A 20126-nucleotide genomic window follows, 5' to 3' on the forward strand; every position below is an offset into this window, starting at 1 on the left:
ACCCCTCGAACGCCGAAGAGCGACCACCCAGATGGATGATCGCTCTTCACCGCGTCAGCGTTACAGGGCTACCAGAAGCCCTACGTCAGCTGTCACGAGAGCCCTCGACGGACCCTCAGTGGAGTTACTTGACCTCGACGCCCGCGCCGGCGGCCTTGAGGGACTCGGCAGCCTTCTCGGCGGCCTCCTTGGTGACCTTCTCGAGAACGGGCTTCGGGGCGCCGTCCACGAGGTCCTTGGCCTCCTTGAGACCCAGCGAGGTCAGCTCACGCACGACCTTGATGACCTGGATCTTCTTCTCGCCGGCACCCGTGAGGATGACGTCGAACTCGTCCTGCTCCTCGACGGCCTCAACGGCGGCGGGGCCGGCCGGACCGGCAACGGCGACCGCGGCGGCGGCCGTGACGTCGAACTTCTCCTCGAAGGCCTTCACGAACTCGGAGAGCTCGATGAGGGTGAGGGTCTCGAACTGCGCGAGCAGCTCTTCCTGGGACAGCTTCGTCGCCATGATGGGCGATCCTTCCAGTCAATTCGGCAGGTGCCGAGGTAAGTGTCGGCGGGCGTATGTTCGGCCCGCGCCGACCGCCACGTCAGGCGGCGGTCAAAGTGCGAGCCGAATTACTCGGCACCGCCCTGCTCGGCGAGCTTGACGCGAAGTGCTTCCGCGGTGCGGACGAACTTCGACGGAAGCGCCTGGAAGAGCGAGGCAGCCTGAGACTGCTTGCCCTTGAAAGCACCTGCCAGCTTGCTGAGCAGAACCTCGCGGGACTCAAGGTCCGCAAGCTTCTTGATCTCGTCGGCGGACAGCGCCTTACCGTCAAGGACACCGCCCTTGATGACGAGGTTCGGGTTGTCCTTGGCGAAGTCACGAAGACCCTTCGCCGACGTCACCGGGTCACCGGTGATGAAGGCAACCGCCGTCGGACCGTTGAACAGGTCGTCGAGCGTGGAGATCCCGGCCTCGTTGGCCGCGATCTTGGTCAGCGTGTTCTTCACCACGGCGTACTGGGCGTCTTCACCGAGCGAACGACGCAGCGTCTTGAGCTGCGCCACGGTGAGACCCCGGTACTCGGTCAGCACAGCGGCGTTCGAGCTACGGAACTGGTCCGCGAGCTCGGCTACCGCGGCAGCCTTGTCGGGCCTTGCCATAAGCGTGGCCTCCTTCCGGGTGATGAGGACCGCTCAGAAGGAGACTGGGAAAACGAAACGCCCCGGCGCAGGCGCTCGGGGCGTGAGCTCGACCAACCGAATTCCGTGAGCGGATTTCGTCCGGGAGCACATCCACAGTCACACCTGCGCGGGTCGTCCGCAGTTCAGCGGATCCTTCGGCCACCAAGTCCCCTTACGAGAACAAGGCAACGACCAGCGGTCTTTGGCTTCTGGACGAGAGTACGTGAGGGCGTCCCCGTCAAGCAAATCCGCGCCCCCGCCAGGGTCGCGCCCAAGGGGCGCGGGGCTGTGTTCGATGTGCGGCTCCGCCGCGTGGGCGCGACCAGCCCCCCACCGGGCCCGCAGACAAACGAGCCGCGCAACCAGCCGAACTCCTAGCCGGCCTGCGCACCCTTCATCATCTCCGCCAGGTCGGCGACATCCTTGGCGGCCGGCGCAGCGATGTTCACCGGCTTGTTGAAGTCGTCGAAGGTGATCGTCAGGTCGAGCGGACCCTTGTCCGCCGCGCCACGCATCCGGAACTGCTTGGTCCGCTCGTCCGCACCGATCCACATGTCCATCGTGAACTTGTCGATGCCCAGCTTCTCGTACTGCTCAAGGCTCTTCTCGCGCTGCTCGCGGGTCACCTTGCTCTGGGACTTGAGGGAGTCGCGGAACTGGTCGAGGCTGACCGTGCCCTTGTAGTGGGTGGTCTTGACCCCGTCCACGGTCTCCGTGCCGACCTCCTTCACGTCCTTGGAGCCGGTGAGGAAGGTGGACTCCTGGGCGGGGTTCTTGTCGGCCTGCCCGGCGGCCCCGAGGGACTCACCGGCGGCGCCCAGCGCGGCCATGTCGAACTTGATCCAGCTCTTGCCGTCCATCTCCTTGGCAGCTGCCGCGCCCCCGCCTATGAACAGCGCCTTGTCGACTAGACGGATCTCGGCGGTGCCGTCAGCGCCCTTGTCCAGGGCGGTGATCTTCATGCTCATCGCCACGTCGGGCTTGAGGCGCATCTTTGCCTCGGCCTTGACGCGGCCCTCCTCCGGCATCTTGCCGGTCATCCGGTAGCTGAGGGAGGTGATGTCCTCCACGTTCTTCGCCGCCTTGGCGACGGCCGCCGCCGGCGTCATCTTCGGCGACTCCTCCGAAGCCCCCTTGGAACAGGCGACAGCGCCAGTACCGAGAAGCAGTACAGCGAGGCCCACACGTCCTGCACGCACAGAAGAACTACCCATGATTCCCCCAAGGAACAAAGAACACTGTGAACACACGGTCGATTCACAGAAACGACCGTGAGCCTAACCCGGTGGGGCGGACGAAGCCTCTGAATTCCCCAGCAGGTCCTTGAAGTCCGCGGTGTCCCCGCCCTCCGGCGCCGCCACCGCCGCCTTCACCCCGTACGCGCTGTAGTACGCCGTCGAGGACATCCGTCCGCTCGACAGTTCGCCCCGCTCGACCTTCTTGACCAGCAGGTTCCGGTCGTTGACCCAGATGTCGACCGTCTCGGTGGCGACGCCGGCCTGGACGAGCTGCTCCTTGAGGGCGGAGTCGGCGAGGGCGGCCACCTCGACCGCGCCCGAGTAGTGCGTCGTACGTTCCCCGCGCACGGTCTCCGTCCCGGCCCTGCGGACGTCACCGGAGGCCAGCAGGAGCTTGACCGGCTGGATCGGGGCGGTGTTGCGCAACTGGTCCTTCAGATACGTCCCCGAGCCGCCGGGCAGGTCCGCCAGGTCGTCGTAGTCGTACCTGATCCAGTGCTTGCCGTGCATCTGGGCGGCGAACTTGTCGCCGACCTTGGCGTAGTAGGCGTCGGGCAGCAGCCGGGCCTCCATGGAGGAACTGTTGAGCGCCCGCATGGACTCGGCCAGTTCTCCACCGGTGTAGGTGATGCTGAGCCTGCCGACCGGCTCACCGGCCCAGCCGAGGACACCGGCCGTACGCATGGAGAGCAGGTCGCCCATGACGGAGGAGGAGCTGACCCGGGCGGAACCGGCCAGCTCGGTGGCTTTCTCCACGGCATGCAGCGCGGCGGCCGTACGGGCGTCGAGGCGGGCCGCGCCGGTCGGCTCGATGTCCTCGTCCTCGGGCCCCCCGGAGAAACTGCACGCCGACATCGCCACGCCCACCGCGACCAGCGCCGCAGTCACCACGACCGGCCGGACTCCCCGCCGCAGGCCCCGTACACCCTGTACGCCGCTGTCCGTCATCCGGCCCCAACCCCCCTCGCACACCCCGTGATCTTCACGCTAACCCCTCGGTACGACAACGGGCCCCGCAACCTCGAAAGGTTGCGGGGCCCGTCGTACGAAACGCGTACGCGCGGCTACCGGGGTGAGCGGGAGGCTCAGACGGCGGCCGGGTCCTCCTCGACGAGGAGGTTGCGGGTGCGGTTGGAGTCGAGCGGAATGCCGGGGCCGATCGTGGTGCTGAGGGCGGCCTTCTTGATGTAGCGGCCCTTCGCGGCGGACGGCTTCAGACGGAGGATCTCCTCCAGCGCGGCGCCGTAGTTCTCCACCAGCTTGGTGTCGTCGAACGACGTCTTGCCGATGATGAAGTGCAGGTTCGAGTGCTTGTCGACGCGGAACTCGATCTTGCCGCCCTTGATTTCGGTCACGGCCTTGACCACGTCCGGGGTCACCGTGCCCGTCTTCGGGTTCGGCATCAGACCACGCGGGCCGAGGACGCGGCCGAGGCGGCCGACCTTGCCCATGAGGTCCGGGGTGGCGACGACGGCGTCGAAGTCCAGACGGCCCTTCGCCACCTCGTCGATCAGTTCGTCGGAGCCGACGATGTCGGCGCCCGCGGCGAGCGCGGCCTCGGCACGGTCACCGGTCGCGAAGACCAGGACCCGGGCGGTCTTACCGGTGCCGTGCGGGAGGTTCACGGTGCCACGGACCATCTGGTCGGCCTTGCGCGGGTCGACACCCAGGCGGAAGGCGACCTCGACGGTGCCGTCGAACTTGCTCGTGGAGGTCTCCTTGGCGAGACGGACGGCCTCGAGCGGGGCGTAGAGCTTGTCCCGGTCGATCTTGGCGTCCGCAGCGCGGAGAGACTTGCTGCGCTTGCTCACTACTGCTCCTGATGTTGTTCTGAGGAGTCGTGGTACGGACCGAGCAGGTCCTGCCACGCACTACTAAGGCTTACGAGGTGGGGCTCAGCCCTCGACCGTGATGCCCATCGAACGGGCGGTGCCGGCGATGATCTTCGACGCGGCGTCCAGGTCGTTGGCGTTCAGGTCGGGAAGCTTGGTCGTGGCGATCTCGCGGACCTGCGCCTGGGTGATCTTGGCGACCTTGGTCTTGTGCGGCTCGCCGGAGCCCTTCTCGACACCCGCGGCCTTGAGGATCATCTTCGCGGCCGGCGGCGTCTTGGTGATGAAGGTGAAGGAGCGGTCTTCGTAGACCGTGATCTCCACCGGGATCACCCAGCCACGCTGCGACTCGGTCGCGGCGTTGTAGGCCTTGCAGAACTCCATGATGTTGACGCCGTGCTGACCGAGCGCGGGGCCGACCGGCGGGGCGGGGTTCGCCGCACCGGCGTTGATCTGGAGCTTGATGAGCCCCGTGACCTTCTTCTTCTTGGGAGGCATTCCGGGTCCTCTATCTTCGTTTTTCTTCGGTCTTCGCTGTGCCTGGCATCAGCCAGGCAACCGCACCACGATAAGCGACACCATGGCGAGGCGTGAAACCGAGCAGGTCAGGCAAGCTCCAAGAGCCGACCTGACCTGGACGGAAGCTGAGTGGTGAGTGCTAGTTCTTCTGAATCTGGTCGAACGACAGCTCGACCGGAGTCTCGCGTCCGAAGATCTCGACGAGGCCCTTGACCTTCTTCGAGTCGGCGTTGATCTCGTTGATCGTCGCCTGCAGCGTCGCGAACGGACCGTCGGTGACGGTGACCGAGTCGCCGACCTCGAAGTCCAGCACCTGGACCTCGAGCTTGCGGGCCGGAGCCGGCCTGCCCTCGGCCTCGGCGAGCTCACGGGCGGCCTTCTCCTCGGCCTCCGGGGCGAGCATCTTGACGATCTCGTCCAGCGTCAGCGGGTACGGGTCGTACGCGTTGCCCACGAAGCCGGTGACACCGGGGGTGTTGCGGACGACACCCCAGGACTCGTTCGTCAGGTCCATGCGGACGAGAACGTATCCGGGAAGCTTGTTCTGACGGACCGTCTTGCGCTCACCGTTCTTGATCTGAGCGACCTCTTCCTGCGGCACCTCGGCCGCGAAGATGAAGTCCTCGACGTTCAGTGAGACGGCACGCTGTTCGAGGTTGGTCTTCACGCGGTTCTCGTAACCGGCGTACGTGTGGATGACGTACCACTCGCCGGGGAGAAGGCGCAGTTCCTCGCGGAGGGCCGCGACGGGGTCGACGGGCTCGGCCTCTTCTTCGGCTTCCTCAGCCTCGGCTTCGGCCTCGTCGGCGCCTTCGGCATCGGCCTCGACGAGCTCTTCGTCCTCGTCGGCATCGGCCGCGGCTACATCGCCGTCTTCATCCCCATCGGTCTCAGCCTCATCGGCCTCGATGTGGATGGCGTCTTCCTCGGCGGGCTCCCCCACGGCGGCGTCCGCAGCGTCGACCTCGTCCTCGACCTCGTCAACGCCCTCGACGATGTCGAGCTCGTCATGCACGGACTCGTCCGGCACGATGGCGTCGTTCAGGTTCGGGTCAGTGTCAGACACGGTGGCTGCTTCTTCCTGGATACATGTGGGTGGAACATGCGAAAGGGGCGCCGCACCCGGCGCCCTTCGCTCTTGGCTCAGCCGAAGACGTACTTGGCGGCTTTGTTGAGGCCAAAGTCAATCACAGTCACCAGGCCGATCATGACGATCACAAAGACAATCACCACGGTCGTGTACGTCGTCAGCTGGTTGCGCGTCGGCCAGACGACCTTGCGGAGCTCCGCGACGATCTGGCGGTAGAAAACCGCGAGACGCTTCAGCGGGCCCTTCTTGGCGCGCTTACCGCCCTTGCGAGTCTTCTTGTCCGACTCGGGCGCCTCATCCTGGGCATCAGGCATATCGATGGAGCCCACGGCGTCCGCCATTCGTCCTCACCTGTTCCCGGGTCGTGGCCGTGCCGCGCCCGGTCCGAGCCGCACGGCGATGCAAAAACTATGCAAGTGGTACATGCGCACACCGCCTGGTGAAAGGCGCGTGTAGCAGGGCCGGAGGGACTTGAACCCCCAACCGCTGGTTTTGGAGACCAGTGCTCTACCAATTGAGCTACGACCCTTTGTGGTTACTCCAACGTACCGTACTCGTCCGGATGCAGGGTGTGCACCGGATAAGCGCGGGCCGCTGAAGGCCAACGAGGTGAGAGTGTACGTGCTTCGGAGCCGGTCGTCGAACAGAAAGCGCCCGCCGGGCCGTTGCGGGCGGAAGATCGCCCAGCCCAGGCGCCGGATCCGGACGCTTGTCCAGCCGTGCACCCGGCCCGGCGTCCGTCCGACGTCCCTTAGGTGATCCGGTCCGACCAATAGGTGAAACCCGTGTGCCGGGGAGGTTTCCGGTCTGAAACGATGGGCACCATGAGCGCTGCAACCCCTTCCACCGCGCGCCGGGTCTCCGCCCGAGTCGGCGCGATCTCCGAGTCCGCCACCCTCGCCGTGGACGCCAAGGCCAAGGCCCTGAAGGCCGCCGGGCGCCCGGTGATCGGCTTCGGCGCCGGTGAGCCGGACTTCCCGACCCCGGACTACATCGTCCAGGCCGCCGTCGAGGCCTGCTCGAACCCGAAGTACCACCGCTACACGCCGGCCGGCGGTCTGCCCGAGCTGAAGGCCGCGATCGTCGCCAAGACGCTCCGCGACTCGAACTACGAGGTGGACGCCTCCCAGGTCCTGGTGACCAACGGCGGCAAGCAGGCCATCTACGAGGCGTTCGCCGCGATCCTCGACCCGGGCGACGAGGTCATCGTCCCGGCCCCGTACTGGACGACCTACCCGGAGTCGATCCGTCTCGCCGGCGGTGTCCCGGTCGAGGTCGTCGCGGACGAGACCACCGGCTACCGGGTCAGCGTGGAACAGCTGGAGGCGGCCCGCACGGAGCGGACGAAGGTCGTCCTGTTCGTCTCCCCCTCCAACCCGACCGGCGCGGTGTACAGCCCCGAGGACACCGAGGCGATCGGCCGCTGGGCCGTGGAGCACGGCCTTTGGGTGCTGACGGACGAGATCTACGAGCACCTCGTCTACGGCGACGCGAAGTTCACCTCGCTCCCCGCGATCCTCCCCGAGCTGCGCGACAAGTGCATCGTGGTCAACGGCGTCGCCAAGACATACGCCATGACGGGCTGGCGGGTCGGCTGGATCATCGGCCCGAAGGACGTCGTCAAGGCCGCGACCAACCTCCAGTCGCACGCCACGTCCAACGTGTCGAACGTGGCCCAGATCGCCGCTCTCGCCGCCGTCTCCGGGAACCTGGACGCCGTCGCGGAGATGCGCGTGGCCTTCGACCGCCGCCGTCACACCATCGTGCGCATGCTCAACGAGATCGACGGCGTGGTCTGCCCGGAGCCCGAGGGCGCCTTCTACGTCTACCCGTCGGTGAAGGCCCTCCTGGGCAAGGAGATCCGCGGCAAGCGCCCCCAGGACTCGGTCGAGCTGGCCGCGCTGATCCTGGACGAGGTCGAGGTGGCCGTCGTACCCGGTGAGGCGTTCGGCACACCGGGCTACCTGCGTCTGTCGTACGCCCTGGGCGACGAGGACCTCGTCGAGGGCATCAGCCGCGTGCAGAAGCTGCTGGCCGAGGCGACGGACTGAACCCTGTGACGTGAGTGGGCCGCTTCCCTTTGGGAAGCGGCCTTCTTTCGTCTCTCAGTGCGAGCAAGACCACGTTCAGGGAAAGCGGTACCGATACGAGCCGGACGTACGGCAGGATCCTCGAATGGAGCACGTACGTGATGTCTCTGAACTGCCGAAAGCCCATCTGCACCTGCACTTCACCGGGTCGATGCGGTCCGCGACCCTGCTGGAACTGGCCGACAAGTACGGTGTGCGGCTGCCCGAGGCGCTGACCGACGCCCTCACCAGTGGTGAGCCGCCGAAACTCCGGGCGACCGACGAGAGGGGCTGGTTCCGCTTCCAGCGACTGTACGACGCGGCCCGGTCCTGTCTGCGGGAACCCGAGGACATCCAGCGGCTGGTCCGCGAGGCCGCCGAGGAGGACGCGAAGGACGGCTCGGGCTGGCTGGAGATCCAGGTGGACCCGACGTCGTACGCCCCTCGTCTAGGCGGTCTCATCCCGGCGCTGGAGATCATCCTGGACGCGGTGGAGACCGCGGGCCGGGAGACCGGGATCGGGATGCGGGTCCTGGTGGCCGCGAACCGTATGAAGCACCCTCTGGACGCGCGCACGCTGGCCCGTCTGGCCGTGCGGTACGCGGACCGGGGTGTCGTGGGCTTCGGGCTCTCCAACGACGAACGGCGGGGCATGGCCCGGGACTTCGACCGGGCCTTCGCCATCGCGCGCGAGGGGGGTCTGCTGTCGGCCCCGCACGGCGGCGAGTTGACGGGCCCGTCGTCGGTCCGCGACTGCCTGGACGACCTGCACGCGACCCGGATCGGCCACGGTGTGCGGGCGGCGGAGGACCCGCGCCTGCTGAAGCGCCTCGCGGACCGCCAGATCACCTGCGAGGTCTGCCCGGCGTCGAACGTCGCCCTGGGGGTGTACGAGAAGGCCGAGGACGTGCCGTTGCGCAAGCTCTTCGAGGCCGGTGTGCCGCTGGCGCTGGGCGCCGACGACCCACTCCTCTTCGGTTCCCGTCTGGCGGCCCAGTACGAGATCGCCCGCCAGTACCACGCCTTCACGGACGCGGAACTGGCCGAACTGGCCCGGCAGTCCGTACGCGGTTCGGCGGCGCCGGAGGGCGTACGGACGAAACTGCTGGCGGGGATCGACGACTGGCTGACCTCGTAGCCCTGGAGGGCCTCAGAGGCTGACGCCGACCGTCACCGGTTCGTTGACGAGGGTGACCCCGAAGGCGTCCCGGACCCCGGCGACGACCTCGCGAGCGAGGGCGAGCAGGTCCTCCGTGGTGGCCCGGCCCCGGTTGGTGAGGGCCAGGGTGTGCTTGGTGGAGATACGGGCGGGGCCGGTGCCGTACCCCTTGGTGAAGCCGGCCTTGTCGATCAGCCAGGCCGCAGAGGTCTTGGTGCGGCCCTCCCCGGCCGGGTAGGCGGGCGGTACGGCGTCGGCGCCGAGCCGCTCCGCCACGCGCGCGTGGAACGCGGCGAACTCGGCGTCGGTGAGGATCGGGTTGGTGAAGAAGGACCCGGCGGACCAGGTGTCGTGGTCCTCGGGGTCCAGCACCATGCCCTTACCGGCGCGCAGCTTCAGCACGGTCTCCCGGGCCGCCTCCAGCGGCACCCGCTCGCCGGGCTCGACGCCCAGGGCGCGGGCCGTCTCGGCGTACTTCAGGGGCGCCGACAGCCCTCCGGCGTCCTCCAGGGCGAAGCGGACACGCAGGACGACATGGCGCTCGGGGTCGGCCTTGAAGCGGCTGTGGCGGTACGAGAAGGCGCACTCGGCGCCGGTGAGGGTGACCGTCTCGCGGGTGACCCGGTCGTAGGCGAAGACCTCGGTGATCGTCGAGGACACCTCCTGCCCGTACGCCCCCACGTTCTGGATGGGCGTCGCGCCGGCGGAACCGGGGATCCCGGCGAGGCACTCGATCCCGGCGAGCCCGGCCTCGACCGTGCGTGCGACGGCGTCGGTCCACACCTCACCGGCGGCCAGTTCCACCCCTGTGCCGTCGAGATCGACGCCGGTCGTGGCGATCCGCAGAGCGGTCCCCGCGAACCCCTTGTCGCCGATGACCAGGTTCGAGCCACCGCCGATGACCAGCAGCGGGGTTCCGGAGTCGTCGGCCTCGCGGACGGCGGCGATGACCTCGGCGTCGGTCGTCGCCGTGATCAGCCGGTCTGCGGGACCGCCGAGCCGGAAGGTGGTCAGCGGGGCGAGGGGCGCGTCGTGGATTGCCTGCACCCGCCAAGACTACGAGACCCCACTGACAGCCCAGGCGGGGGCGCGACGACAAGCGGCACGCGCGCGTAGGGCCCCGCCGGTGAGCCTCGGGTCCGTACGCGCGCGTGCCGCTGTCCTACGTCGTTCAGTGGGCGGCCGTCTCCAGCACCGGCGCCGGCTCGTCGGACTCCGGGACCGGAGTGGGGCGGCGGGCGGCCGGGATCAGGAGGGCCGCGATGCCCGCGAGGGCGACCACCGCGGAGCCGACCACCAGGGCGGGCCGGAGGCCGTCGACGAAGGTCTGGCCGGTCTCATAGCCGCCCTGGGCCGCGAAGATCGATCCCATGACGGCGATTCCGAGGGCGCCGCCGACCTCGCGCAGGGCGTTGTTGGCGCCGGAGGCGATGCCCTGTTCGCTCGGGCGGACGCTGGACATCACCAGGTTGGCGGCAGGGGCGAAGAACAGGGCCATGCCGATGCCGCTGATGATCAGGCCTGGCAGCTGGATGGCGTAGGAGGCGTCCGCGGTGACGACGAAGGCCATGTAGCCGAGGCCGGCGGCCTGGAGGAAGAGGCCGGTGGCGACGACGGGCCGGCCACCGATCCGGTCGGAGAGGATGCCGGCGATCGGGGCGACGAGCATCGGCATGCCGGTCCAGGGCAGCATCCGCAGGCCCGCCTCGGTGGGCGAGTAGCCGAGCACGCCCTGCATGTACTGGCTGAGCAGGAATATCGACCCGAACATCCCGAGGAACATCAGCAGGGAGGCCGCGTTGATCCCGGCGAAGGCGCGGGAGCGGAAGAGCCGCATGGGCAGCATCGGGTTCTTCGCCCTGGTGCCGTGGACGACGAAGGCGACGAGGAGGGCGCCGCCCGCGACCAGCCCGGTCAGGACGTAGGAGCTGGTCCAGCCGTCAGCCGGACCGCGCACGAGTCCGTAGACGATGCCGAACAGGCCGCCGCTGGCCAGCAGGGTGCCGGTGACGTCGAGCGGGGCACCGGTGCCGTGCGACTCGGCGAGGCGCAGCCGGGCGAGCGGCAGCAGGGCGAGGCCCAGCGGGACGTTCAGCCAGAAGATCCAGTGCCAGGAGATGTGTTCGGTGAGGCTGCCTCCGATGAGGGGCCCGGAGGCCACGGCGAGCCCGTTCACGGCACCCCAGATACCGAACGCCATTCCGCGCTTGGCGGCCGGGACGGCGGCCGTGAGCAGGGTCAGCGTCAGCGGCATCATGATCGCCGCGCCGACGCCCTGGACCGCGCGGGCCGCGATCAGCGAGTCGATGCCGGGTGCCATGGCCGCGGCGGCGGAGGCGCCGGTGAAGACGGTGAGTCCGGCGAGGAACATCCGGCGGCGGCCGAAGCGGTCACCGAGTGCCGCGCCGAACATCAGCAGCACGGCGAAGGTGAGCGTGTAGGCGCTCACTGTCCATTCCAGGTCGCCCAGCCCTCCCCCGAGATCCTTGCGGATGGAGGGCAGCGCGGTGGTGACGACGAGGTTGTCGAGGGCCGCCATGAACCCGGCGACGCTGGTGATGACGAGCGCCCAGACGGCTCCGCCGCGCGGTGCGCCGGTCCCGCTCTGCTCTCGCCGCTTGCTCTGCTGCTGTGACATCGCTCCCCCTCGGGTTTAGTTATTGATCACTAACTTTCACGGGCAAAAAAACACAAGAAAAGACACATGAGCCCGGACCCACGCCCCTCAGGTTTCCCTCAGGCTTCGACCCGCCCTTTGATCTGCGCCGAGGGCCACATCCCCTGCCAGACCCGGTGCCCAGGCGGAAACCCCATGGCGGCAAGGGTGTTGATGAGCATCCCGTACGCCAGGAAGGTCGTCGTCTCCTCCCCCACGGGCGCCTCCACGGCGTCCCAGAGCTTCATCCAGCCGGCCCGTACGACCTCGCCGAACTCATGCTCACCCTCGGCCTCGGCGGCGGCGACAGCCACGAAGGTCTGCATCTGCATCTGCAGCAGCTCGGGATGCTCGCCGATCAACTGCGCGTAAGCGCCCGCCATGGAAAACAGGGCTTCCTCGCCCTCCAGCCCCTCGGCCGCCCCCTCCAGGACCCGGCGCACATCACCCATGCACCGCTGGGAGGCGGCGGCGAACATCGCCTTCTTGCCCGGGAAGAGCCGGAAGAGATACGGCTGCGAGACACCCACCCGCTTCGCGATCGCCTCGGTGGAGGTGCCGTAGTAGCCCCTCTGCGCGAACTCGGCGATCGCCGCGCGGATGACGCTCTCACGTCGCTCCTCTGCGCTCATCCTGACCATGCGAGTAAGTTAGTACTCAATCACTAACTACGTCAACGGGTATCCGAGGGGAAGATCCGGCGAGGAGACCCGAGCGAGGAGTTCGGGTAAGGGGCGCCCGCCAATGGCGAACGCCCCTTACCCGACCCGGAACCGGAGTTCCCCGACCTGCCCTACTCGCCCAGCCGGACAACAGCCCGCGACATGCCCAGCACCTTCTGTCCCGCGCACCTCGCGAGGAGGTCGACGCGGACCGTGTTGTCGTCGAGCTTGGCCCCGACCTTGCCGCTGACCTCGAGGGTGGCGCCCTCGCCGTCGTTCGGGACGACGACCGGCTTGGTGAAGCGGACGCCGTACTCGACGACCGCTCCCGGGTCGCCGACCCAGTCGGTGACGACGCGGATCGCCTCGGCCATCGTGAACATGCCGTGCGCGATGACGTCGGGCAGACCGACCTCGACCGCGAACTTCTCGTTCCAGTGGATGGGGTTGAAGTCCCCGGAGGCGCCCGCGTACTGGACGAGGGTGGCGCGGGTCACGGAAAACGTCTGTGCGGGCAGCTCGGTGCCGACCTCAACGTCGGCGTAGGAGATCTTCGCGTAGCCGCTCGTGGAGTGGTTCGTGGAGCCGTTCGCGGAATTGGCCGTCATGGGGTCAGCCCTCCTCGGCCGCGCGGGCGACGAGCTTGGTCCAGGCGGTCACGACGTGCTCGCCCGATTCGTCGTGGACCTCGCCGCGGATGTCGATGATCTCGTTGCCCGCCATGGACTTGATGGCCTCGATGGTCGAGGTGACGGTGAGCCGGTCGCCCGCACGGACGGGGCGGACGTAGGCGAACTTCTGGTCTCCGTGCACCACTCGGCTGTAGTCCAGGCCGAGCCGCGGGTCCGCCACCACGTCTCCCGCCGCCTTGAAGGTGATCGCGAACACAAAGGTCGGTGGGGCGATCACATCGGCGTGACCGAGGGTCTTGGCGGCCTCGGGGTCCGTGTACGCGGGGTTACGGTCTCCCACCGCCTCCGCGAACTCGCGGATCTTCTCCCGGCCGACCTCATAGGGCTCGGTGGGCGGATAGGACCGCCCCACGAAGGACTGGTCGAGCGCCATGGACTCGGCACCTCCTGAATCGAAGTGGATACGCACTGGTTCGCGTGGTCGCGCAGCCGCGAGGTTCGCAGCCGGCGTGCGGGGTGATGATGTGCCGGTGCGCTGGTGTGCCGCTGTAACGACGTGAGGCCGCCCCCCAACCAACAGGGGACGGCCTCACGTACGAGCCTGAATTATCGCGTTTCGCGATGCGCGGTGTGCGCATTGCAACGCGGGCAGTGCTTCTTCATCTCCATTCGATCCGGGTTGTTACGCCGGTTCTTCTTGGTGATGTAGTTCCGCTCCTTGCACTCCACGCAGGCCAGCGTGATCTTCGGGCGGACGTCGGTGGCAGCCACAGGAGTGCTCCTTGACGAACGGATGGGACGTTGTACGCATAACAGAATAGCCGATCGAAGGACCGACCCCGCAATCGGCTACTGTCAGTAGCGGTGACCGGACTTGAACCGGTGACACAGCGATTATGAGCCGCTTGCTCTACCGACTGAGCTACACCGCTGTGATGCGATCGGACCCCGCCTTGCGACGGGGACCTCTCACACCAGAGCCCCAATACGGAATCGAACCGTAGACCTTCTCCTTACCATGGAGACGCTCTACCGACTGAGCTATTGGGGCGAGCGATGAAGACATTACACGCTCGCCACCGTTCACCCAAATCCGTTTCGCGGCACCCACCCGGGCCTGTTCCGGCCCCTGTTCCGCGCTGCGCGCACGCTCCGTCCGCGGTGGGAAAACCCCTCCCCCAGCGGCCTCAAAGCCCCCTCCCGCAACCGCCCCCGCAGGCCACTTTCACACCCCCTCGCCAGCAATCTTTCCCATCCGGCGGACCACACCGGTACGACTATTGCGCTCCTCCGCAACAGGGGCGGACGCCCACCCTAGGCTCGACTCACTCTGCGTGATCTTGTGTCCCCGCTTGCGCGCAGCCGCCCCCGAGCACAGGAGCGCGATGCCCGACAGCCAGCCGCAGCCGCCCCACTCCTCGTCCTCCCCCTCGTCACCCGCCTCCTCCGGGGACCCGGCCGCCCTTCTGCTGTGCGGGGCACGGCTCACCGATGGCCGGACCGTGGACGTACGGCTGGGCGGCGGTCGTATCGAGGCGGTCGGGACGGTCGGCAGTCTCAGCGCGTACGCCACCCGCGTGGACCTCAGCGGCTACCTCCTCCTGCCGGCCCCCGCCGAACCGCACGCGCACGGCGACACGGCCCTGTCCGCCGATGCCGACGGCCCGGTCTCGTACGACCCCCAGGACGTCCAGCGCCGGGCCACCGAGGCCGCTCTGCTGCAACTCGGCCACGGGGCCACCGCGTTGCGCTCGCACGTCCGTATCGGCGACGTACCGGGGCTGGGTGCCCTGGCCGCCGTACTGCAGGCGCGGCGGGCGCTGCGTGGCCTGGCCGAGCTGACGGCAGTGGCGATGCCGCGCGTGCTGACCGGCGTCGCGGGGGCGGACGGTCTGGCGATGCTGCGAGACGCGGTGAAGATGGGCGCGTCGGTGGTGGGCGGCTGCCCGGACCGCGACCCCGATCCGACCGGCTATGTGGAGGCGGTCCTGGAGGTCGCCTCGGAACACGGCTGCCCGGTCGATCTGCACACGGACGGTGACGACCCGGCCCGGCTGGCTCGTCTCGCGGCGATGGCGGGCGGCCTGCGCCCGGGCGTGAGCATCGGCCCCTGCGGCGGCCTCGGCCGACTGCCCGCCGAGGTGGCCTCGCGGGCCGCGGACCAGCTCGCCGCGGCGGGCGTGACGGTGACATGCCTCCCCCAGGGCGGCTGCGGGGGCGCTGAACGGCGTGCCACGGCTCCGGTACGTCTGCTGCGGGCGGCCGGAGTGCGCGTGGCGGCAGGCAGCGGCGCACTGCGGGACGTGTCGAACCCGGTGGGCCGCGGGGACCCCCTGGAGGCGGCGTACCTGCTCGCGTCCCGTCACGGCCTGCGCCCGGAGGAGGCGTACGACGCCGTGAGCGCGTCGGCGCGGGCGGTGCTCGGCCTGCCGGAGGTACGGGTGGAGGCGGGCTTCCCGGCGGAGCTGCTGGCGGTCCGGGGCGACCGTCTGGCCGGCGCGCTGTCCCTCGGCTACAGCCGAATCGTGGTGCACAGGGGGCGCGTTGTGGCACGGACGAGCGCGGTACGGGAGTACTGCAACACACCGACAGTGGCAGCGCTGGACCTACCACGGCAGGGGCGTACGGGGCAGTCATGAGGTGAGGGAACGGTGAGGCTTCGGCAGCGCGGACGGACATCGTGCGGGCTGTACGGCGAACGGGTTCGGCGGGGCGTACGGTCGAAGGCATGCGCATTGTCATCGCTGGAGGTCATGGTCAGATCGCGTTGCGGCTGGAGCGACTGCTCGCCGCGCGCGGTGACGAGGTCGTGGGCATCATCCGCCGCCCCGAACAGGGCGACGATCTGCGGGCGGCCGGTGCGGAACCGGTCGTGTGCGACCTGGAGTCGGCGTCGGTGGACGAGGTCGCTGAGCTGCTGCGGGGCGCCGACGCGGCGGTCTTCGCGGCGGGCGCGGGCCCGGGCAGCGGCACGGCCCGCAAGGACACGGTGGACCGGGGCGCGGCGGTGCTGTTCGCGGATGCGGCGGTTCGGGCGGGAGTACGCAGACATCTGGTCGTGTCGTCCATGGGCGCGGATCCGGCCCACCGGGGCGACGACGTCTTCGACGTCTACCAGCGGGCGAAGGGTGAGGCCGACGCGTACGTCAGTGGGCTGGCCGCGCTCGACTGGACGATCCTGCGCCCCGGCGCCCTGACGGACGACGCCGGCACGGGCCGCGTCCGCCTGGAGGCCGACACAGGGCGCGGCGCGATCCCGCGCGACGACGTGGCCGCCGTCCTCACCGAGCTGCTGGACACTCCGGCGACGGCGGGCCTGACGCTGGAGCTGATCGGCGGTTCGACGCCGGTTTCGGTGGCGGTGAAGTCGGTGGCGGGGAACTAGGGCGAACGGTCGAGAGGCCCGGGACCAGAAGATCGGCAAGGACTGGCAGGACTGGCAGAGCCGACAGGGCCGACAGGGCCGACAGGGCCGACAGGGCCGACAGGGCTAGAAAAGGGGCAGCTGGCCGGGGAATTCGGGTTGGACGTACCCGTCCAACGACGGCTGGACCGCCCCGAGTTCCGCCTGCCGCCGCGACCCCGGACACGAAACGAGCTCCCCGCTCCCCCGGGCTCCCTGCGGATCGTGCCGCGCGAACCTCCCGGCGACGACAGCGATCTCCCGCCGGCACTCGGGACAGCTCCGGCGACGGGACGACGACACGAACGACGGCCGTGACAGCGATGACATGGGGTCACTCTCCCTCATGGCCTCAGTGTGCGACCGCAACGAAAAGACCCTCTTTCCGCTGCGTAATCGCAGCGGAAAGAGGGTCTCTCTCACCTGTGGCGGCGCCAGGGTTCGAACCTGGGTAGGCTGAGCCGGCAGATTTACAGTCTGCTCCCTTTGGCCGCTCGGGCACACCGCCAGGGTTTGCTGCCCTTTCGAACCGCTTTTCGGCGGTGCTCTTTGGCAACGACGTAAACGATACCTGATGGACCGGGGTGCTCCGCCACCCGATTGAGCGGCGCCCGGAGGGGAGGGGGTGGCTACCCTTATGCGGATGCGGCCCGGGACGTACGCCGGGCTCGGCTGCTGTCCCCACGCACGCCGATACGCACCCCACAGATTCCGACAAGCACCCCATACAAGGAGCCACAGGACATGGCCGACTCCAGTTTCGACATCGTCTCGAAGGTCGAGCGGCAGGAGGTCGACAACGCCCTCAACCAGACCGCCAAGGAGATCTCCCAGCGATACGACTTCAAGGGCGTGGGTGCCTCGATCGCGTGGTCCGGCGAGAAGATCCTCATGGAGGCGAACTCCGAGGACCGGGTCAAGGCGGTCCTCGATGTGTTCGAGACCAAGCTGATCAAGCGCGGAATCTCACTGAAGTCCCTGGACGCGGGTGAGCCCCAGCTCTCCGGCAAGGAGTACAAGCTCTTCGCCTCGATCGAGGAGGGCATCTCGCAGGAGAACGCCAAGAAGGTCGCGAAGATCATCCGCGACGAGGGCCCGAAGGGCGTGAAGGCCCAGGTTCAGGGGGAAGAGCTGCGCGTCAGCTCGAAGAACCGCGACGACCTTCAGGCCATCATCGCCCTCCTCAAGGGCAAGGACTTCGAATTCGCGCTGCAGTTCGTGAACTACCGGTAGTCCACGAGGGGTTGCAGGGAGGGGTGGGTGCGCAGGGCACCCACCCCTCCCTTCTGCCGACTGCGGACCCGGCTGCGGACCAGGTACGCGCTCAGTCTCGCGAGTTGCCGAAGAGAATGCGGTACGCGATCAGCAGCACCAGTGCACCGCCGATCGCCGCCGCCCACGTGGTGCCGTCGTAGAACTGTCTGCTGATGGGGTGGTCGAAAAAGCGCGCCGAGATCCAGCCACCGAGGAACGCGCCCGCGACGCCGATGACCGTCGTACCGATGAAACCGCCCGGGTCGCGCCCCGGCAGCAGGAACTTGGCGATGGCCCCGGCCAACAGCCCCAGGATGATCCAGCCGATGATGCTCATGCCCTGAACCTGCCCCTCTGTGCTGTGCTCGAACTGTCCCGGCGCTGTGACTTGCGACTTTGCCGATCTCGTCGTGTCCGTGCGCCCGGGTTGATCCGTTGTTCGTGTTGTGTTCCTGTACACGACGTCAACGCGGTGCCTGGCGGTTGCACCGGTCAGTAGGGTGCGGCGCATGACACAGTCCGGTGCGGAATCGCCCCCTGAACTGCGCCGCACCCTTGGCGTCGGGGACGCCGTGGTCATCGGGCTCGGCTCGATGGTCGGGGCCGGTGTCTTCGTGGCCCTGGGACCCGCGGCACGCGCGGCCGGGTCCGGGCTGCTGCTCGGGCTCGCCACGGCGGCCGTGGTCGCCTACTGCAACGCCATGTCGTCCGCCCGGCTGGCCGCCCTCTATCCCGCCTCCGGCGGCACCTACGTCTACGGGCGTGAGCGGCTCGGCGCCTTCTGGGGCTATCTCGCGGGCTGGTCGTTCGTCGTCGGGAAAACGGCCTCCTGTGCGGCGATGGCGCTCACCGTGGGCACGTATGTCTGGCCGGATCAGGCGCACGCGGTGGCAGTCGTGGCCGTGGTGGCGCTGACCGCGGTGAACTACGGCGGTGTCCAGAAGTCCGCCTGGCTGACGCGGGCGATCGTGGCGGTGGTCCTCGCTGTCCTCGCTTCCGTGGTGGTGGTGAGCCTGACCTCCGATGCCGCCGACGCCGGCCGGCTGGAGGCCGGGGCCTCCGGGGGTGTGGGCGGAGTGCTTCAGGCGGCCGGGCTGCTGTTCTTCGCGTTCGCCGGGTACGCCCGGATCGCGACCCTCGGCGAGGAGGTCCGGGATCCCTCGCGCACCATCCCGCGCGCGATCCCGACGGCCCTGGGCATAGCGCTGGTGGTGTACGCGGCGGTGTCAGTGGCTGTCCTTTCCGTGCTGGGGTCCGACGGGCTCGGGCACGCGACCGCCCCCCTGGCAGACGCGGTCCGGGCGGCGGGCGTGCCGGGGCTGGTCCCTGTCGTCCGGGCCGGTGCCGCCGTGGCCGCGCTCGGCTCGCTGCTCGCCCTGATCCTGGGTGTCTCACGGACGACGCTGGCCATGGCCCGTGACCGTCATCTGCCCGGCGCCCTGGCCGCCGTGCATCCGCGCTTCCAGGTGCCGCACCGGGCCGAGCTGGCCGTGGGCGCGGTGGTCGCGGTGCTGGCCGCGACGGTGGACGTACGGGGCGCTGTCGGCTTCTCCTCCTTCGGGGTTCTGGCGTATTACGCGGTGGCCAACGCCTCCGCCTGGACACTGAGTTCGGCTCCGGCGTCACGGGTGGTGCCGGGGGTGGGGTTCCTCGGTTGTGTGACGCTGGCGTTCGCGCTTCCGGCGGTGTCGGTGGTCGTGGGCGCGGGCGTGCTGGGTTTGGGGGTGGTCGCGTACGGCGTACGGCGGTGGTGGTCGGCTTCGCCTTCGCGGCCGTCGGCCGGACCTCGCCGCTGACGGAATCCGCGTCGGCTACGGGGCCTGGACCGGTGCAGGCGGCATCGCTGTCGCCGTGCGGGTGCGGAATTCGGGCCAGGGCTCCAGGTCCGTGGCATCGCTGGACTCCTCGTACCAGCCCGAGCCGTCGAGCCAGGTGGCCAGCCACTCCGTGAGGCCCGGGGCGTCGGTGTACCACGCGTGGTCGGCGTCGTCGGCGTTCGGCTCGAAGAGCAGGACGGCGCCTTCCGGTGTACGGCAGTCCACGCACGCGTACATCCCGCAGCCCCAGTGGGATATCGGCAGGATCCCCTCGGGCCAGAACCAGCCTGGGTCCTTGCGGGCCTCCGCGCGGTTGGCGAGGTACTGGGCGACCACGGGCGGCTCACCGGCGGACGAGCTCTCGAGCAGGGGCAACAAGCCGTAGGACGGGCCGAATCCGCCGTCTCCTATCCGACGGTAGAGCTCGGCGAGGAGCGGCGGCAGAGAGAAGCCGAGGGCGGTCTCGGCGCGGTCGAGCGTCGCCGCGTCCACGGGGGCGGGGAGTGAAGGCCAGCCCCATGGCCGGGTGTTGCGTGCCTTAGCGGCCACCCGTGTCAGCAACTGCTCGATCGCGGTCATGGATTCATCATGCAGGCCGCCACTGACAATCGCGGCGGCCTGTGGA

General features: G+C 68.8%; 23 protein-coding genes and 4 tRNA genes. 6 read left to right on the forward strand and 21 right to left on the reverse strand.

Translation table 11 applies throughout. The features are described from left to right. Nucleotides 1–124: 124 nt before the first annotated feature. From rplL to G3I56_RS04045, 9 genes are all read right to left on the reverse strand, one after another. Nucleotides 125–508 carry a 50S ribosomal protein L7/L12 gene (rplL, locus tag G3I56_RS04005; protein ID WP_164407128.1) on the reverse strand — a complete coding sequence of 128 codons (384 nt, stop codon included), beginning with the start codon at nt 506–508 and terminating at the stop codon, nt 125–127. A gap of 110 nt (nt 509–618) precedes the next feature. Then, complete coding sequence (gene rplJ / locus G3I56_RS04010; RefSeq protein ID WP_164319068.1) at nt 619–1149, reverse strand: 50S ribosomal protein L10; 531 nt, start codon at nt 1147–1149, stop codon at nt 619–621. A 395-nt stretch (nt 1150–1544) separates the two neighbouring features. Continuing rightward, on the reverse strand, nt 1545–2384 hold the full coding sequence (locus G3I56_RS04015) for a DUF1396 domain-containing protein (RefSeq protein ID WP_164407130.1): 840 nt from the start codon (nt 2382–2384) through the stop codon (nt 1545–1547). Between the two features lie 63 nt (nt 2385–2447). Then, entirely contained in the window at nt 2448–3356 is a 909-nt protein-coding gene (locus tag G3I56_RS04020) for a hypothetical protein (protein WP_164407131.1), read from the reverse strand. Between the two features lie 137 nt (nt 3357–3493). Continuing rightward, nucleotides 3494–4219, reverse strand: coding sequence for a 50S ribosomal protein L1 (gene rplA / locus G3I56_RS04025; RefSeq protein ID WP_164319072.1), 726 nt, complete (start codon nt 4217–4219; stop codon nt 3494–3496). A gap of 84 nt (nt 4220–4303) precedes the next feature. Beyond that, a complete protein-coding gene (gene rplK, locus G3I56_RS04030; RefSeq protein WP_006383482.1) occupies nt 4304–4738 on the reverse strand; it encodes a 50S ribosomal protein L11 in 435 nt (144 codons plus the stop codon). Between the two features lie 160 nt (nt 4739–4898). After that, nucleotides 4899–5825: a transcription termination/antitermination protein NusG gene (gene nusG, locus G3I56_RS04035; RefSeq protein ID WP_164407132.1), complete on the reverse strand. Its 927-nt coding sequence runs from the start codon at nt 5823–5825 to the stop codon at nt 4899–4901. A gap of 77 nt (nt 5826–5902) precedes the next feature. After that, complete coding sequence (gene secE / locus G3I56_RS04040; RefSeq protein ID WP_006383475.1) at nt 5903–6190, reverse strand: preprotein translocase subunit SecE; 288 nt, start codon at nt 6188–6190, stop codon at nt 5903–5905. Nucleotides 6191–6305: 115 nt separating this feature from the next. Next, nucleotides 6306–6378 (reverse strand) — tRNA-Trp (locus G3I56_RS04045). A gap of 295 nt (nt 6379–6673) precedes the next feature. Here G3I56_RS04045 and G3I56_RS04050 point away from each other — a divergent pair. Both G3I56_RS04050 and G3I56_RS04055 read left to right on the forward strand, forming a co-directional pair. Next, nucleotides 6674–7900, forward strand: a complete 1227-nt coding sequence (locus G3I56_RS04050) for a pyridoxal phosphate-dependent aminotransferase (protein WP_164407134.1) — start codon at nt 6674–6676, stop codon at nt 7898–7900. A gap of 124 nt (nt 7901–8024) precedes the next feature. Beyond that, nucleotides 8025–9056, forward strand: a complete 1032-nt coding sequence (locus tag G3I56_RS04055; RefSeq protein WP_164407135.1) for an adenosine deaminase — start codon at nt 8025–8027, stop codon at nt 9054–9056. 12 nt (nt 9057–9068) lie between these two features. Here the strand turns inward: G3I56_RS04055 and G3I56_RS04060 are convergent, their stop codons facing one another. The 8 genes from G3I56_RS04060 to G3I56_RS04095 form a co-directional block, all read right to left on the reverse strand. Beyond that, nucleotides 9069–10124 carry a UDP-N-acetylmuramate dehydrogenase gene (locus G3I56_RS04060; RefSeq protein WP_164407136.1) on the reverse strand — a complete coding sequence of 352 codons (1056 nt, stop codon included), beginning with the start codon at nt 10122–10124 and terminating at the stop codon, nt 9069–9071. A 124-nt stretch (nt 10125–10248) separates the two neighbouring features. Further along, nucleotides 10249–11715 (reverse strand): MFS transporter, encoded by a 1467-nt coding sequence (locus tag G3I56_RS04065; protein WP_164407137.1) that lies wholly within the window; start codon nt 11713–11715, stop codon nt 10249–10251. Between the two features lie 98 nt (nt 11716–11813). Continuing rightward, nucleotides 11814–12374, reverse strand: a complete 561-nt coding sequence (locus G3I56_RS04070) for a TetR/AcrR family transcriptional regulator (RefSeq protein ID WP_164407138.1) — start codon at nt 12372–12374, stop codon at nt 11814–11816. Between the two features lie 152 nt (nt 12375–12526). Continuing rightward, on the reverse strand, nt 12527–13003 hold the full coding sequence (locus G3I56_RS04075; RefSeq protein WP_164407140.1) for a MaoC family dehydratase: 477 nt from the start codon (nt 13001–13003) through the stop codon (nt 12527–12529). A 4-nt stretch (nt 13004–13007) separates the two neighbouring features. Beyond that, entirely contained in the window at nt 13008–13460 is a 453-nt protein-coding gene (locus tag G3I56_RS04080; protein WP_164407142.1) for a MaoC family dehydratase N-terminal domain-containing protein, read from the reverse strand. Between the two features lie 173 nt (nt 13461–13633). After that, nucleotides 13634–13798, reverse strand: a complete 165-nt coding sequence (gene rpmG / locus G3I56_RS43565) for a 50S ribosomal protein L33 (protein ID WP_018834916.1) — start codon at nt 13796–13798, stop codon at nt 13634–13636. A gap of 88 nt (nt 13799–13886) precedes the next feature. Further along, nucleotides 13887–13959, reverse strand: a tRNA-Met gene (locus G3I56_RS04090). Nucleotides 13960–14005: 46 nt separating this feature from the next. Next, nucleotides 14006–14078: transfer RNA gene (locus G3I56_RS04095), tRNA-Thr, on the reverse strand. Nucleotides 14079–14412: 334 nt separating this feature from the next. On the opposite strand from G3I56_RS04095, the gene G3I56_RS04100 reads away from it, so the two are divergent. Continuing rightward, nucleotides 14413–15666 carry an amidohydrolase family protein gene (locus tag G3I56_RS04100; protein ID WP_164407143.1) on the forward strand — a complete coding sequence of 418 codons (1254 nt, stop codon included), beginning with the start codon at nt 14413–14415 and terminating at the stop codon, nt 15664–15666. 89 nt (nt 15667–15755) lie between these two features. Continuing rightward, entirely contained in the window at nt 15756–16412 is a 657-nt protein-coding gene (locus G3I56_RS04105; RefSeq protein WP_164407145.1) for an SDR family oxidoreductase, read from the forward strand. Nucleotides 16413–16517: 105 nt separating this feature from the next. Here the strand turns inward: G3I56_RS04105 and G3I56_RS43570 are convergent, their stop codons facing one another. Together G3I56_RS43570 and G3I56_RS04115 are read right to left on the reverse strand one after the other, a co-directional pair. Further along, complete coding sequence (locus tag G3I56_RS43570) at nt 16518–16760, reverse strand: hypothetical protein (RefSeq protein ID WP_164407146.1); 243 nt, start codon at nt 16758–16760, stop codon at nt 16518–16520. A gap of 96 nt (nt 16761–16856) precedes the next feature. After that, nucleotides 16857–16938: transfer RNA gene (locus G3I56_RS04115), tRNA-Tyr, on the reverse strand. 236 nt (nt 16939–17174) lie between these two features. Between G3I56_RS04115 and G3I56_RS04120 the strand changes: the two genes are divergently transcribed. Beyond that, nucleotides 17175–17663, forward strand: a complete 489-nt coding sequence (locus G3I56_RS04120; protein WP_164407147.1) for a YajQ family cyclic di-GMP-binding protein — start codon at nt 17175–17177, stop codon at nt 17661–17663. A 91-nt stretch (nt 17664–17754) separates the two neighbouring features. Here the strand turns inward: G3I56_RS04120 and G3I56_RS04125 are convergent, their stop codons facing one another. Then, on the reverse strand, nt 17755–18021 hold the full coding sequence (locus tag G3I56_RS04125) for a GlsB/YeaQ/YmgE family stress response membrane protein (protein WP_164407148.1): 267 nt from the start codon (nt 18019–18021) through the stop codon (nt 17755–17757). 172 nt (nt 18022–18193) lie between these two features. Here G3I56_RS04125 and G3I56_RS04130 point away from each other — a divergent pair, with 172 nt between their 5' ends. Beyond that, nucleotides 18194–19480 (forward strand): APC family permease, encoded by a 1287-nt coding sequence (locus G3I56_RS04130; RefSeq protein ID WP_164407149.1) that lies wholly within the window; start codon nt 18194–18196, stop codon nt 19478–19480. 15 nt (nt 19481–19495) lie between these two features. On the opposite strand, the gene G3I56_RS04135 is transcribed toward G3I56_RS04130, so the two are convergent. Continuing rightward, nucleotides 19496–20080 (reverse strand): SMI1/KNR4 family protein, encoded by a 585-nt coding sequence (locus tag G3I56_RS04135; protein ID WP_164407151.1) that lies wholly within the window; start codon nt 20078–20080, stop codon nt 19496–19498. Nucleotides 20081–20126 lie beyond the last annotated feature (46 nt).

This window comes from Streptomyces sp. SID12488 (assembly GCF_010548275.1).
In the GTDB taxonomy this organism is placed as follows: domain Bacteria; phylum Actinomycetota; class Actinomycetes; order Streptomycetales; family Streptomycetaceae; genus Streptomyces.

What these genes read in the sequence shown, in the direction of transcription:
- rplL (WP_164407128.1), bottom strand. Translation starts at nt 508, where the DNA reads ATGGCGACGAAGCTGTCCCAGGAAGAGCTGCTCGCGCAGTTCGAGACC.
- rplJ (WP_164319068.1), bottom strand. Translation starts at nt 1,149, where the DNA reads ATGGCAAGGCCCGACAAGGCTGCCGCGGTAGCCGAGCTCGCGGACCAG.
- G3I56_RS04015 (WP_164407130.1), bottom strand. Translation starts at nt 2,384, where the DNA reads ATGGGTAGTTCTTCTGTGCGTGCAGGACGTGTGGGCCTCGCTGTACTG.
- G3I56_RS04020 (WP_164407131.1), bottom strand. Translation starts at nt 3,356, where the DNA reads ATGACGGACAGCGGCGTACAGGGTGTACGGGGCCTGCGGCGGGGAGTC.
- rplK (WP_006383482.1), bottom strand. Translation starts at nt 4,738, where the DNA reads ATGCCTCCCAAGAAGAAGAAGGTCACGGGGCTCATCAAGCTCCAGATC.
- secE (WP_006383475.1), bottom strand. Translation starts at nt 6,190, where the DNA reads ATGGCGGACGCCGTGGGCTCCATCGATATGCCTGATGCCCAGGATGAG.
- G3I56_RS04050 (WP_164407134.1), top strand. Translation starts at nt 6,674, where the DNA reads ATGAGCGCTGCAACCCCTTCCACCGCGCGCCGGGTCTCCGCCCGAGTC.
- G3I56_RS04055 (WP_164407135.1), top strand. Translation starts at nt 8,025, where the DNA reads ATGGAGCACGTACGTGATGTCTCTGAACTGCCGAAAGCCCATCTGCAC.
- G3I56_RS04065 (WP_164407137.1), bottom strand. Translation starts at nt 11,715, where the DNA reads ATGTCACAGCAGCAGAGCAAGCGGCGAGAGCAGAGCGGGACCGGCGCA.
- G3I56_RS04070 (WP_164407138.1), bottom strand. Translation starts at nt 12,374, where the DNA reads ATGGTCAGGATGAGCGCAGAGGAGCGACGTGAGAGCGTCATCCGCGCG.
- G3I56_RS04075 (WP_164407140.1), bottom strand. Translation starts at nt 13,003, where the DNA reads ATGACGGCCAATTCCGCGAACGGCTCCACGAACCACTCCACGAGCGGC.
- G3I56_RS04080 (WP_164407142.1), bottom strand. Translation starts at nt 13,460, where the DNA reads ATGGCGCTCGACCAGTCCTTCGTGGGGCGGTCCTATCCGCCCACCGAG.
- G3I56_RS04100 (WP_164407143.1), top strand. Translation starts at nt 14,413, where the DNA reads ATGCCCGACAGCCAGCCGCAGCCGCCCCACTCCTCGTCCTCCCCCTCG.
- G3I56_RS04105 (WP_164407145.1), top strand. Translation starts at nt 15,756, where the DNA reads ATGCGCATTGTCATCGCTGGAGGTCATGGTCAGATCGCGTTGCGGCTG.
- G3I56_RS43570 (WP_164407146.1), bottom strand. Translation starts at nt 16,760, where the DNA reads ATGTCATCGCTGTCACGGCCGTCGTTCGTGTCGTCGTCCCGTCGCCGG.
- G3I56_RS04120 (WP_164407147.1), top strand. Translation starts at nt 17,175, where the DNA reads ATGGCCGACTCCAGTTTCGACATCGTCTCGAAGGTCGAGCGGCAGGAG.
- G3I56_RS04125 (WP_164407148.1), bottom strand. Translation starts at nt 18,021, where the DNA reads ATGAGCATCATCGGCTGGATCATCCTGGGGCTGTTGGCCGGGGCCATC.
- G3I56_RS04130 (WP_164407149.1), top strand. Translation starts at nt 18,194, where the DNA reads ATGACACAGTCCGGTGCGGAATCGCCCCCTGAACTGCGCCGCACCCTT.
- G3I56_RS04135 (WP_164407151.1), bottom strand. Translation starts at nt 20,080, where the DNA reads ATGACCGCGATCGAGCAGTTGCTGACACGGGTGGCCGCTAAGGCACGC.